The 13,234-nt window shown below is 75.1% G+C and carries 7 protein-coding genes; 6 read left to right on the top strand and 1 reads right to left on the bottom strand.

Going from position 1 to position 13,234, the window contains the following annotated elements:
* Positions 1-35: 35 nt before the first annotated feature.
* Entirely contained in the window at positions 36-2,591 is a 2,556-nt protein-coding gene (locus AB0O09_RS27550) for an AAA family ATPase (RefSeq protein WP_363545778.1), read from the bottom strand.
* A gap of 277 nt (positions 2,592-2,868) precedes the next feature.
* Here AB0O09_RS27550 and AB0O09_RS27545 point away from each other — a divergent pair, with 277 nt between their 5' ends.
* The 6 genes from AB0O09_RS27545 to AB0O09_RS27520 are packed head-to-tail and all read left to right on the top strand — an operon-like array spanning position 2,869 to position 13,129.
* A complete protein-coding gene (locus AB0O09_RS27545) occupies positions 2,869-5,145 on the top strand; it encodes a TOMM precursor leader peptide-binding protein (RefSeq protein WP_363545775.1) in 2,277 nt (758 codons plus the stop codon).
* Positions 5,146-5,161: 16 nt separating this feature from the next.
* Positions 5,162-6,670: a SagB family peptide dehydrogenase gene (locus AB0O09_RS27540; RefSeq protein WP_363545772.1), complete on the top strand. Its 1,509-nt coding sequence runs from the start codon at positions 5,162-5,164 to the stop codon at positions 6,668-6,670.
* Between the two features lie 22 nt (positions 6,671-6,692).
* On the top strand, positions 6,693-7,505 hold the full coding sequence (locus AB0O09_RS27535) for an HlyD family efflux transporter periplasmic adaptor subunit (RefSeq protein ID WP_363545770.1): 813 nt from the start codon (positions 6,693-6,695) through the stop codon (positions 7,503-7,505).
* Between the two features lie 11 nt (positions 7,506-7,516).
* On the top strand, positions 7,517-9,796 hold the full coding sequence (locus AB0O09_RS27530) for an NHLP family bacteriocin export ABC transporter peptidase/permease/ATPase subunit (protein ID WP_363545768.1): 2,280 nt from the start codon (positions 7,517-7,519) through the stop codon (positions 9,794-9,796).
* Complete coding sequence (locus tag AB0O09_RS27525) at positions 9,793-12,786, top strand: NHLP bacteriocin export ABC transporter permease/ATPase subunit (protein WP_363545765.1); 2,994 nt, start codon at positions 9,793-9,795, stop codon at positions 12,784-12,786. The genes AB0O09_RS27530 and AB0O09_RS27525 overlap by 4 nt, the downstream gene beginning before the upstream one ends.
* Before the next feature lie 16 nt (positions 12,787-12,802).
* Positions 12,803-13,129, top strand: coding sequence for a YciI family protein (locus AB0O09_RS27520; protein ID WP_363545762.1), 327 nt, complete (start codon positions 12,803-12,805; stop codon positions 13,127-13,129).
* Positions 13,130-13,234 lie beyond the last annotated feature (105 nt).

Genomic DNA, 13,234 nt, shown 5'->3' with positions numbered 1-13,234 from the left:
CCAGGGGCGCGTGGGGGCACCTCCCGGCGGTGCCCTCAGAGGGCCTTGACCGCCGCGGCGAGTTCGGGGCGGCCCTTGATGGCGAGCTTGCGGTAGATGCGGCCGAGGTGGGTGTCGACCGTCCGCTTGCTGAGGCAGAGGCGCTCCGCGACCTCCAGGTTGCTGAGGCCCTGCAGCACCAGCTCGGTCACCCGTCGCTCGCTCGGCGTCAGCCGGACCGGTCCGGCGTCGCGGGTGCCGATGGCCGGGCCGCGGCCGTCCGCGGGCCGCGGCGGCCGGGCGTCCGCCCCGGGCAGCGGGTCGGCGGCGATGGTCCGGGCGGCGGCGTGTTCGCCGAGTGCCTGGTAGGCCTGGGCGGCGTGGGTGCGCCACGGCACGCAGGCCGGGTTGGCGATGCCGCGGGCGGCCAGCTGGTGCCCGCATTCGAGGAAGAGCCGCAGTGCTTCGGCGTGGTCGCCCCGGGCGGCGGCGAGGAGTCCGCGGGCCTCCAGCACCACGGCGCGCACCAGCGGGTGGGCGTCGGCGGGCAGGGCCGTCGCGATGAGTGCGGCCGGGTCGGTGGGGCCGCCGCGGCGCAGTTGCGCGCGGGTCTTCAGGGCCCTTGCCGCGCAGGCGAGTTCGTCGGCACGGACGCGGACGGCGAGCTGTTCGGCGCGTTCGGCGTCGGAGGCGGCCGCGTCGAGGTGGCCCTGCCGGTGGGCGATGTCGGAGCGGGCGAGCAGGGCGAGTGCGGCCTCGCCGTGGTGGTTCCAGCGCTGGGCGGAGCGGACCACCCGGCCGGCCCAGGCGGCGGCTTCGTCGAGGCGGCCGCTCCAGGCGAAGGCCATGGCGGCGCCGAGCACGGCGACCCCGGCCTCGGCGGGCGAGGTGCCGCGCACCGCGCGGGCGGCGAGCCGGACGGCCCGTCGGGGTGCCCGGCCGCCGGCGGCGGTGGCCGCGGCCAGGGCGGCCGTGAGTGCCGTGCGGTCCGCCTCGCTGCCGCCGGCGCGCAGGGCCTCGACGGCGGGCCGCAGGGCGGCGTGCCGGCCGGCGAGCAGGGCCTGTGCGGTGAGCGCGGGCAGTTCGGGGGCGGTTTCGCCCGCGGCGGCGAGGGCGGCCGCGGTCTCCGCGAACGGGATGTCGGCGCCCGCCGGTCCGAAGGCGAGCAGCGGATTGGCGAAGGGGGCGAGCAGGGCGGCGCGTTCGGCGGCCGGGGCGACCGCGCCGAGGCCGGCCGCGTAGCGGGCGCCGGCGGCGACGTCCCGGTGGAGTTCGACGGTGCCGAGCTGGCCGGTGAGGGCGCGGACGAGGTCCTCGTCGCGGGCCTCGGCGAGGGCGCGCTGCAGGTAGCGGGCGGCGTCGTCCCAGTGGCCGGCCGCGGCGGCCTCCCGGGCTGCGGTGCGGAGCACCGGCAGTGCCCAGTCCTGGCCGGTGGCGCCGGAGGACATCAGGTGTTCGGCGGTGCGGACGGCGGGGGCGCCGAGGCGTACCAGCAGCGCGGCGGCCCGCTGGTGCAGGGCGACCAGGACGGCGGGGTCGGTGCGGGCGAGCACGGCGGTGCGGACGATCTCGTGCCGGAAGCCCTCCGGCGGGCCGGGGTCGACCAGGTCGGTGCGGCGCAGTGCCTCGCGGGCCTCGTCGGCGAGCAGGTCGCCCTGGCCCATGAGCAGCGCGGCGGTGGCGAGGTCGGCGGCGGGGCCGAGCACGGCGAGGCCGGTGAGCAGCTCCATCGCCCGCGGGTGGGTGCCGCGCAGCCAGCTGAGGGTGGTGTCGGCGAGGGTGGCGGCGCCGGTGCGCAGGACGGCGTCGAAGTCGGGCGAGCCGGGGGAGGTCCGGTCGGCGAGCAGGCGGGCGGTGAGTTCGCCGAGCACCAGGGGGTTGCCGCGGGACAGGTCGTGGCAGACGGCGGCGAGTTCGGGGTCGACCGGGCCGGCGAACTCCTCGGCGAGCCGTTCGGCGGTGCAGCTGTCGCAGAGCGGTCCGGGGGCGACCGTCCGGGCGTGGCCGAGGACGCCGAGTTCGGCGGTGAGCGGGTCGGCGGCCTCGTCGGCGGTGGTGGCCAGCAGGGCGACGGGGAGGCCGTCGAGGCGGCGGGCGAGGTAGGAGAACCACTGCCGGGAGGCGTCGTCGGCGAGGTGCAGGTCGTCGATGGCCATGACGACCGGGGTGCGGCTGGTGAGCGACCTGGCCGCGTGGAAAAGGCTGTCGAGGACCTGCCGCCGCCCGTTTCCGGCCCCCCCGTCGCCGGACGCGTCCGCTCCGCCGGCCGAACTCCCGTCGGCGGTGTCCGGAAGTGCCCCGGCGAGGATTCTGCCGGGTGATTCCGCGGCGAATTCCGGTTGCGGCACGGCACCCGATCCCGACATGAACGGGTCAAAAAGCTGGCGGACGACGCCGTACGGGAAATCGCGCTCGTTGTCGTGGCAGCGGGCGCGCAGCACGACCGCCTCGCCGGGCACCCGGGCGAGGGCCGCGCGCAGCAGCGCGGTCTTGCCGATGCCGCGCGGGCCGCGGATCAGCACCACGGCCGGGCTGCCGGCCCCCGCCTGCGCCACGGCCTCGGCCAGGTCGGCCAGTTCGCGTTCCCGGTGCAGCAGACTCCCCGCCGACATGCTTCCCCCCGTGCGCCGCGGCCCCGCCCGTGCCGGGCCGGTGGTCCGCAAGCACACCAGTATCCCTGCGCCCGAGGGGCTGTCAACGCGGGCGGCGGCATACGTACACGGCTACGTACCGGCGGAACGGAATACGCAATCGTCGGGGATGCGTAATTCCGTACCGGACACGAATTTGCAGTATGTACAGCCGTTTTGACGACATGTTCGAATGAACCGGCAGGGTCGCCCCGGCAATGCGCGGCGGCAGGTACTCACGGGAAAACGGGGGATGCACATGGAGCGTCCGCGGCTCAAGGCGCATTTTCTGAGCGACGTGGTGGACGACAAGGTCTTCCTGATCGGCGACGGCCAGGACTACATCGTCCCGGGCGCGGCCGCGGTACGGCTGCTGCCGCTGCTGGACGGCCGGCGCACCGTCGCCGAGATCCTCGGGGAGCTCGGCGCCTCGGTGCCGCTGGGCCAGGCGCTGACCGCGCTGCGCCGCTACGAGGCCGCCGGGCACCTCGCCGAGGGCCGCCCGGACCTGCCGGAGGAGGCGCTCGCCCACTGGGACGCCCAGGGCGTCGACCCGGCCGCGGTGCTCGCCGCCGCCGCGGCCACCGAGCTGCTGGTGGTGGCGCTCGGCGCCACCGACCCGGCTCCCGTGGTGGACGCGCTCGCCGCGACCGGCCTGCGCGCCAGGGCCGTCGGCGAGGACGAGGCGGTCGCCGCCGGCGGGGACGCCCTGGTGGTCGCGCTGACCGACGACTACCTCGACCCGGCGCTCGGCCGGATCAACACCGCCCGGCTCGCCGACGGCCGGCCCTGGCTGCTGGCCCGCCCGACCGGCACCAGCCCCTGGCTCGGCCCGCTGCTGCGCCCCGGTAGCACCGGCTGCTGGACCTGCATCGCCCAGCGGATCAGCGGCAACCGGCAGGTCCAGCGGTACCTGGCCGGCAAGCGCGGCGAGTCCGCCCCGCTGCACCCGGTGCGCTCGGCGATCCCCGCCGGCCCGGCCCTGCTCGGCCAGCTGCTCGCCGCCGAGGCCGGCCGGATCCTCGCCACCGGCGGCTCCGCCGCGCTCGACGGCCGGATGGTCAGCCTCGACCTGGGGACCCTGCAGACCACCGAGCACGTCCTCGTCCGGCAGCCGCAGTGCCCGAGCTGCGGCGACCCGGGCCTGATCGCCGAGCGCAGCCCCAAGGTGGTGCTGTCGCCGAGCCCGGCCCGGCACACCACGGACGGCGGGTACCGGATCCAGGCGCCGGAGTTCACCTACGACCGGCTGAAGCACCACATCAGCCCGCAGCTCGGCGCGATCACCCGGCTGGGCGCGCACGAGGACACCGGCAACGGCATCACCTACAGCTTCACCGCCGGCCACAACTTCGCCATGGTGAACGACAACATGGACCTGCTGCGCCGCAACATGCGCGGCCAGAGCGGCGGCAAGGGCCGCTCGGAGATCCAGGCCAAGGTCAGCGCCGTCTGCGAGGCCATCGAGCGCTACTCGGCGGTGTGGCGCGGCGAGGAGCCGGTCGTCCGGGCCGCCTACCGGGACCTCGACCCGGCGGTCGCCGTCCACATGGACGACCTGCTGCTTTTCTCCGAGGCCCAGTTCGCGGGCCGCGCCGAGTGGAACGCCGTCCCGACGCACCGGCTGCACCTGGTGCCGGACCCCTTCCCGGTCGACGCCGAACTCGACTGGTCGCGCGCCTGGTCGCTCACCCACGACAGCGAGCGGCTGATCCCCTCCGGCTACGCCTGGTACGGCCACCCGGACCTCGCCGAGCACTTCTACTGCGTCGGCGACTCCAACGGCTGCGCCAGCGGCAACACCCTGGAGGAGGCGATCCTGCAGGGCTTCTGCGAGGTCGTCGAGCGGGACGCCGTCGCCCTGTGGTGGTACAACCGGCTGCCGCGCCCGGAGTTCGACCTGGACTCGCTGAACGACCCGTACGTGGCGACGATGCGCGCCTTCTACGACTCCGTCGACCGCGACCTGTGGGTGCTCGACCTCACCTCCGACCTGGGGGTGCCGACCTTCGCGGCGATCTCCCGCCGCCGGCACGAGGTCGAGGACGTGATGGTCGGCTTCGGCGCCCACCCGGACGCCCGGATCGCCGCGATCCGCGCGCTCACCGAGGTCAACCAGTTCCTGCCGTTCGTCGACCGCCGGGACGAGAACGGGGCCACCCTCTACCGCACCGACGACCTGGAGACCCTGGAGTGGTGCAGGACGGCCACGGTCGCCGCCGAGCCGTGGCTGCTGCCCGGCGAGGGCCTGCGGCCCACCGCCCTCGGCGACTTCACCCCGCCGGCCGGTGACGACCTCGCCGACCACGTCCGGGACTGCGTGGAGCGGGCCCGCGCCTGCGGCATCGAGGTCATCGTGCTCGACCAGAGCCGCCCCGACCTCGACCTCAGCGTGGTCAAGGTGATCGCCCCCGGCATGCGGCACTTCTGGCGCCGCCTCGCCCCGGGCCGGCTGTACGACGTGCCGGTGCGGCAGGGCGCGCTCGCCGCCCCGCACGCCGAGGAGCAGCTCAACCCGAAGAACGTCTTCTTCTAGGCCGCGGGGGCACACCATGACCACAGTTCTCGAACCCGCCGGGCAGGTCGCCGGCGCCCGCGCCGTCCGCCGGGTGCGGCTGCGCCGCGACGCCTCGGCCGCCCCGTCCGGGGCCCGCGGTCTGCGGCTCACCGCCCCGGTGGGCGCCCTCGACCTGCCCGACCTGCTGGCCGGTGCCCGCGAGGCGGTGGCCGCGCTGGCCGCCGGCGAGCGGACGGAGGAGGAGCTGGCCGCCCTGGTGGCCGGCCGGGACGGCGACGCCGGGCTGATGCGCTGGCAGCTGACCCGGCGCCGGCTCGGCCTGGCCGGCCTGCTGGAGCACGCGGTGCACCTGGCCGCGGAGGACGGCGAGGAGCCGCTGGCCCGGCTGCGGCCGATCGGCCGCGGCGCGGCCGAGCCCGGACCGACCCCGGACCCGACCGGGCAGGTCAAGCTCTCCCGGTTCGCGTCCGCGGCGCCCGAGGACGGCGCGCTGCTGGTCCGCTCGCCGGGCAGCCCGCTCGCCGTCGAGCTCGGTCCGCGGGCCGCCGGGCTGCTGGCCGCGCTCGCCGACTGGACGACCCCGGCCGGGCTCGCCCGGCTGCCCGGGGAACTGCCGCTGGAGGCCGTCCGGCAGACCCTGCGGCTGTTCACCGCCGCCGGGCTGCTGGCCTACGGCGCGCCGGGGCAGGAGCCGGAGGCGGACGAGCAGCGGTTCGCCCAGTGGACCGCCGCCGACCTCGCCTTCCACTCCCGGACCCGACGGCCGACCGCCTCGGCCGGCTACGGCGGCACCTACCGCTTCGGCGACCGGTTCGGGCCCGATCCGGCCTCGCCTCCGCCGTTCCCCGGCGAGAAGGTCGCACTGGCCGTGCCGGACCTGGCGGCGGCGGCCCGGGCGGACCGGCCGTTCACCGAGGTGCTGGAGGAACGGCGTTCCGTCCGCGAGCACGACGACGGGGCGCCGCTGACCGCGGACCGGCTCGGCGAGCTGCTCTACCGGGCGATGCGCCGCCGGCAGACCTTCACCGGCGGGGACGGTCAGGAGCTCGCCGACCGGCCGTACCCGAGCGGCGGGGCCGTCCACGAGCTGGAGGTCTACCCGCTGGTGACCAACTGCGCGGGGCTGCGGCCCGGACTGTGGCACTACGCCACCGACCGGCACGAGCTGGAGCTGGTCGCCGAGCCGTCCCCGGCCACCGCGGCGCTGGTCGCGAACGCCCGCGAGGCCGCCCTGATGAAGGCGGACCCGCAGGTGGTGCTGCTGGTCACCGCCCGCTTCGGCCGGGTGATGTGGAAGTACGAGACGGTCGCCTACCCGCTGATCCTCAAGCACGTGGGTGCGCTCTACCAGACGCTCTACCTGGTCGGCACCGCCATGGACCTCGCGGTGTGCGGCCTCGGCGGCGGCGACGCCGGCGACTTCGCGACCGCGAGCGGCATCGACTTCTTCACCGAGGGCACGGTCGGCGAACTGATCCTCGGCAGCAGGCCCGGCACGCTCCGCACCGACGTCGGCGTGCCCAGGAGAGAGACCAAGAGATGACGGACACGAGGGGGGTGGGCCGGTGAAGTTCCGTTTCAAGGCCCTGCAGCGGATGCGGGAGCCGGACGAGTTGGACTCGCCGACCCTGCTGGCGGCACCGCGGGGCTGGGTCGCGCTGTTCGTCGTGCTGATCACCATGAGCGCCGCCGTCCTGTGGACCTTCGCCGGCCGGATCCCGATCACCGTGGACGCCCCCGGCCTGCTCACCCGCCCGAGCGGCACCGCGCTGATCCAGAGCCCGTTCGCCGGGATGGTCCGCTCGGTGCTGACCCGGCCCGCCGACCAGGTGCGGCTCGGCCAGACCGTGGTGCGCATCGAGGACGCCGAGGGGCACAGCCGCGAGGTGACCAGCCCGTTCGGCGGCCACGTCGTCGGCCTGTCCGTGACGGACGGCCAGGTCGTCGCGCCCGGCGCGCCGATCGCCTCGGTCGAGCGCACCGACACCGCGCAGGACCGGATGGTCGCCATGGTCTTCGTGCCGGCCGCCCGGGCCACCGCGCTCGCCCCCGGCATGGACGTCGACCTGTCGGTGTCCACCGCCCCGGCCGGTGCCTTCGGCCTGCTGCGCGGCACGGTCAGCTCGGTCAGCCCGTACGCGCTCACCCGGGAGGCCGTCTCCGGCCTGGTCGGCGGCGACCTCGCCGCGCAGCGCTACCTGGACGGCTCGCCGCCGCGGCTGGTCGTGGTCGACCTGGTGCCCGACGCGGCCACCCGGACGGGCTTCGCCTGGACCTCGCAGAGTGGCCCGCCGACCCCGCTGACCACCCAGGTCTCGGTCACCGCCACGATCAACGTCGGCCGGCAGACCCCGTTCAACCTGATCCTCGGCCGCTGAGGGGGCGCGCGATGACGACCACCGTCCCGGGGGCCGCCCCCGCACCGCCCGAGGAGCGCCGCCGCCGACGCAGGCCCGGGCGGCGCCCGCCCCGCGCCGACCGGCAGCGCACCCCGCGCCGCTGGCGGCACGCCGTGCCCACGGTGCTGCAGATGGAGTCCGTGGAGTGCGGCGCCGCCAGCCTGGCGATGATCCTCGCGTACCACGGGCGGCACGTCCCGCTGGAGGACCTGCGCGGCGTCTGCGGCGTCTCCCGGGACGGCGCCCGCGCCTCCACGCTGCTCTCCGCCGCCCGTACCTACGGGCTCACCGCCCGCGGCTACCAGACCGAGGCCGACCGGCTGAAGGACCTCACCGGCCCGGTCATCATCTTCTGGGCCTTCCAGCACTTCATGGTCGTCGAGGGGGTGCGCACCCGCTACGGGCGCACCGTCGTCGCCGTCAACGACCCGGCCAGCGGACCGCGGCTGATGGAGTGGGAGGAGTTCGACTCCGGGTTCACCGGGATCGTGCTGTCCTTCGAGAAGGGCCCCGAGTTCGTCCCCGGCGGCAGCCGCGGCGGCGTCGGCCGCGCCTTGCTGGAGCGGCGGCTGCCCTCCGGACGCGCCATGCCGCTGGTGCTGCTCGCCAGCCTGCTGCTGGTGGTGCCCGGCATCGCGGTGCCCGCGTACACCCGGGTCTTCATCGACCGGGTCCTGGCCGGCAGCGGCAGCGGCTACCTCCTGCCGCTGCTGGCCGCCATGACCACCACCGCGCTCGCCGTCTTCGTGCTCACCTCCGTCCAGCGGCACTACCTGCTGCGGCTGGAGATCCGGATGGGCATGGTCAGCTCGGCCCGGTTCTTCCGCCACCTGCTGCGGCTGCCGGTGGACTTCTTCCTGCAGCGGCGGCCGGCCGAGGTCGCCAAGCGGGTGGCCGGCAACGACGTGGTCGCCGAGATCCTCTCCCGCGACGTCGCGCTGACCGTCATCAACCTCGGCCTGGTGCTGTTCTACGCCGCGGTGCTCGTCCGCTACGACGTCCTGCTGGGCGTGGTCGGCGTCGGCATGGCGCTGCTCAACGTGGTGGTGCTGCAGGCCGTGGCCCGCTCGCGCACCGACGCGGTCGCCGCGCTGCGCACCGACCGCGGCAACCTGACCGCCACCACCTTCACCACGCTCTCCCTGATCGAGACGGTCAAGGCCACCGGCGCCGAGCCGGACGCCTTCAGCCGCTGGGCGGGCTTCCTCGCCAAGGTGGACACCGCCAAGCAGAAGCTGGGCATCCCCAGCGCCGTGCTGACGGTGGTGCCGCCGATGCTGGCCGCCCTCAACAGCGGCCTGATCCTGCTGGTAGGCGGCCAGCGCGTGGTGGACGGCGCGATGAGCGTCGGCCTGCTGGTCTCCTTCCAGACCCTGCTCGCCGCGCTCAGCCGCCCGGTCGCGCAACTCACCAACCTGGGCGGCCGGCTGCAGGACGTCACCGCCGACATCAAGCGGCTCTACGACGTCGAGCGGTACCCGGTGGCGGCCTGTTTCGCCGCCCCCGAGCCGCCGCCCGGCGCCAAGCTGGAGGGCGAACTCGTCTTCGAGCACGTCACCTTCGGCTACAGCCCGCTCTCCGAGCCGGTGATCAAGGACCTGAACCTGACCGTCGTCCCCGGCCGCCGGATCGCGGTGGTCGGCGGCTCCGGCAGCGGCAAGTCCACCCTGGGACGGCTGCTCACCGGCCTCTACACCCCGTGGGAGGGCCGCGTCCTGCTGGACGGCCGCCCCCGCGAGGAGATCTCCCGGACCGTGCTCGCCGCCTCGCTCGCCTACGTCGACCAGGACATCTCGCTCTTCGAGGGCACCGTCCGCGACAACCTGACGCTGTGGAACGACGACGTCCCCGACGACGCCGTCACCGCCGCGCTGCACGACGCCGCCGTCTTCGACACCGTGATGACCAGGCCCGGCGGCGTGCACAGCCCCGTCCTGGAGGGCGGCCGCAACTTCAGCGGCGGCCAGCGCCAGCGGCTGGAGCTCGCCCGCGCCCTCGCCGGCCGGCCGACCCTGCTGGTGCTGGACGAGGCCACCAGCGCGCTCGACCCGGAGACCGAGCGCGTGATCATGGACAACCTGCGGCGGCGCGGCTGCGCCTGCCTGACCATCGCGCACCGGCTCTCCACGGTCCGCGACGCCGACGAGATCATCGTGCTGGACCAGGGGGAGATCGTCGAACGCGGCACCCACGACGAGCTGTTGGCGCTCGGCGGGCACTACACCGCGCTCATCGAGTCCGCCCGGCGCGAGGAGGAGGACGAGCTGTGACCACCGCCCCGGCCCCCGCGGAACCGACCACGGCACCACGGGCCTTCGCCGACTTCTTCACCGCCGCGGCCGAACCGGTCGACCCGCGGGCCGACCGCGTCCTGGTGCTCGACGACCCGCGCCGGATGCTGCTCGTGCAGACCGGCGCCGTCGACCTGTTCGCCGTCAAGCTCACCGACCGCGGGCCCGTCGGCCGCTGGCACTTCCTGTGCCGGGTCGAGGCCGGCACCCTGCTGCCCGGCGCACCCGAGGGCTCCGCCCACGGCATCGCCGCCCGGCCGGTGCTCGGCGCCGAGGTCGCCTTCCTGCCCACCGCCCGGGTCGAGGGGCTGTCCGCCCGCGGCCGGGAGTGCGGCACCGCGGCCGGCGCCGCCGTCCGGGCCCTGCCCGAGGCCGAACAGCAGCGGGCCGTCGACCAGTTCCTCGCCGGACTGGCCGGCGGCATCACCGCCCTGGCCGGCGCGCTGCGCGACACCCTGCCGCCGCGCGACTTCACCCCGCTCGCCACCGACGGCCCGACCGCCCTCAAGAAGGGCCAGGCACTGCGCTCGGTGGACGGCGTCCAGTGGGTGTGCGTCGAGGAGGGCGGCGTCGACCTGCCCGGCGACACGGCCGGCGACGACACCGCCGCACTCGGCCCCGGCGCCTGGGTCTGCCTCACCGAACGGGACTGGCTGGTCGCCCCCGGCCCGGCCACCGTCCGCGCCCGCTCGTCGCGCGAACTGCTCGACCGGGGCGTGCTGTGGGAGCGGCTGGTGGTGCACTGCGGACGGCTGCTCGCCGCCGTCGACCGCCGGATCGAGGCCCGGCGCACCGCCGAGACCGAACTGATCGCCGCCCGCCGGGAGCGCGACGCCGGCACCCTCGCGCACTCCGCCCGCGGCTTCGAGACGGTCGTCCGCGACACCTCCTCGCGGCTGCGGATCGCCGACGCCGCCGGCGACCCGCCGACCCTCGCCGCCACCCGGCTGGTCGCCGCCCAGCAGGGCTTCACCGTGCGCCCGCCGGTCGCCGGCAACGGCCACGACCGCAACCTCGACGACCTGCAGGCCATCGCCCTGGCCTCCGGGGTGCGCACCCGCTCCGTCCGGCTGGACGGCCGCTGGTGGCAGCAGGACCTCGGCCCGATGGTCGGCTACCGCAAGACCGGCCGGGCGGTCGCCCTGCTGCCGGTCGGCGGCCGGTACGTGCTCGCCGACCAGGGCACCGTCACCCCGCTCACCCCCGCGCTCGCCGCCGAGCTGCAGAACAAGGCCACCGTGCTGTACCGGCCGCTGCCGGCGAGCGTGCGCAGCGTCGGCGGACTGCTCCGCTTCGGGCTCCGCAACAACCGCCGCGACCTGTGGATGTTCTCGCTGATGGCCGCCCTGGTCGCGGTCGTCGGCCTGCTCGTCCCGGTGATGACCGGCGAGGTGCTCGGCACCTTCGTCGCGCACGCCCAGCGCAACCTCATCACCGAGGGCGCGGTCGTGGTGATCGGCTCCGCGATGGCCGTCGCCGCGCTCTCCGTCGTCCAGAACATCGCCGTGCTGCGGATCGAGAGCCGCTCCACCGCGGCCATGCAGGTCGGCGTCTGGACGCGACTGCTGTCCCTGCCCGCCTCGTTCTTCTCCTCGTACTCCACCGGCGAACTCGGCACCACCGTCCTCGGCGTGAGCGCCGCCCAGGAGACCCTCTCCGGGATGATGACCACGGCCACCCTCGGCCTGTTCACCGGGCTCGCCAACCTCGTCCTGGTCTACTTCTACGACCTGCGGCTGGCCGGCCTCGCGACCGCCCTCGTCCTGGTCGGCGTCGGCTTCGGCCTGGTCGCCGGCCGGGTGGAGGTCCGCTGGCAGCGCAAGCTGTACGCGCACGAGCAGGCGATGTCCTCGCGGGTCTTCCAACTGCTCACCGCCGTGCCCAAACTGCGGGTCACCGCCGCCGAGGACCGGGTGTTCGGCGTCTGGGCCGGCGAGTTCGGCCGCGGCCGCGGCCTGGCCGCCTACTCGCGCCGGGTGCAGAACGCCGTCACCACCTTCAACGCCGGCTTCCCGCTGGTGTGTTCGGTGGTCGTCTTCGGCGTCATCGCCGGACCGCTGGACGGCAGCGTGCCCGTGCCGGTCTTCCTCTCCTTCTTCACCGCCTTCAACCTGCTGATCGCCTCCAGCCTGCAGTTCACCTCCGCCGCCGTCACCGCCATGGGCGTCGTGCCGATGCTGGAACGGCTCCGGCCGATCCTGGAGGCCAGGCCCGAGGTCGACGACTCCAAGGCCGACCCCGGCGACCTGTCCGGCCGGATCGGGCTCAGCCACGTCACCTTCCGCTACGGCCAGGACGGCCCCGCCGCCCTCCAGGACGTCACCCTCGGCATCGAACCCGGCGAGTTCGTCGCCCTCGTCGGCCCGTCCGGCAGCGGCAAGTCGACCGTGCTGCGGCTCCTCCTCGGCTTCGAGAAGCCGGAGAGCGGCACCGTCCTCTACGACGGACAGGACCTCGGCGAACTCGAGGTCTCCGCCGTCCGCCGCCAGTGCGGCGTCGTCCTGCAGCACGGCGCACTGCTCGCCGGCGACATCAAGGCCAACATCGTCGGCTCCACCAACCACACCCTCGACGACGCCTGGGCCGCCGCCGAGATGGCCGGCATCGACAAGGACATCGCGGCCATGCCCATGGGCATGAACACCGTGCTCTCCGAAGGCACCAGCACCCTCAGCGGCGGCCAGCGGCAACGCCTCATGATCGCCCGTGCGCTGGTCTCGCGCCCCCGCATCGTCTTCTTCGACGAAGCCACCAGCGCCCTCGACAACCCCACCCAGCGCCTCGTCACCGAATCCACCCGCCGGCTCAACGCCACCCGCGTGGTCATCGCCCACCGGCTCTCCACCGTGGCCGAGGCCGACCGCATCATCGTCATGGACCAGGGCCGGGTCGTCCAGCAGGGCCGCTACGAAGAACTGCTCGCCGACCGGGACGGCCTGTTCGCCCGCCTCGCCAGCCGCCAGATGTGAACCGGGAAGGACGGAGATGGAGTACGCACTGCTGGTCTTCGGCCAGGAGACCGACTGGGACGCCATGACGCCCGCCGAACGCGAGGAGCGGTTCACCGCCAACCGCGCCTTCGGCCGGGAACTCGCCGAAGCCGGCGTCCGGATCGTCTACGGCGCCAAACTCGCCCGCCCCACCGCCGCCGAGGGCGAGGAACGCGCAGCCGCCGGCGTCCTGGAGCTCGGCGGCCTGTGGATCGTCGACGTCGCCTCCGAGGAGGAGGCGCTGCACTGGGCCGCGAAGCTGCCCGTCGGGGCCAACGCCCGCGTCGAAACCCGCCGCTGCGACCGGCCTCCGGCCAGGTAGGCGAGAACGCCAGGGGCGCGGGGAACTGCGCGGTCCGGATGGGGCTCACCGTACGAACCAGGGCTCGGCCCGGATTCGTCACGATGCCCGATCCCGGACTGCGCA

Source organism: Kitasatospora sp. NPDC093679 (assembly GCF_040683455.1).
GTDB classification, from domain to species: Bacteria; Actinomycetota; Actinomycetes; order Streptomycetales; family Streptomycetaceae; genus Kitasatospora; species Kitasatospora arboriphila.
Note: the sequence above shows the minus strand (reverse complement) of the source record. Positions and strands in the feature narration are given on the sequence as shown.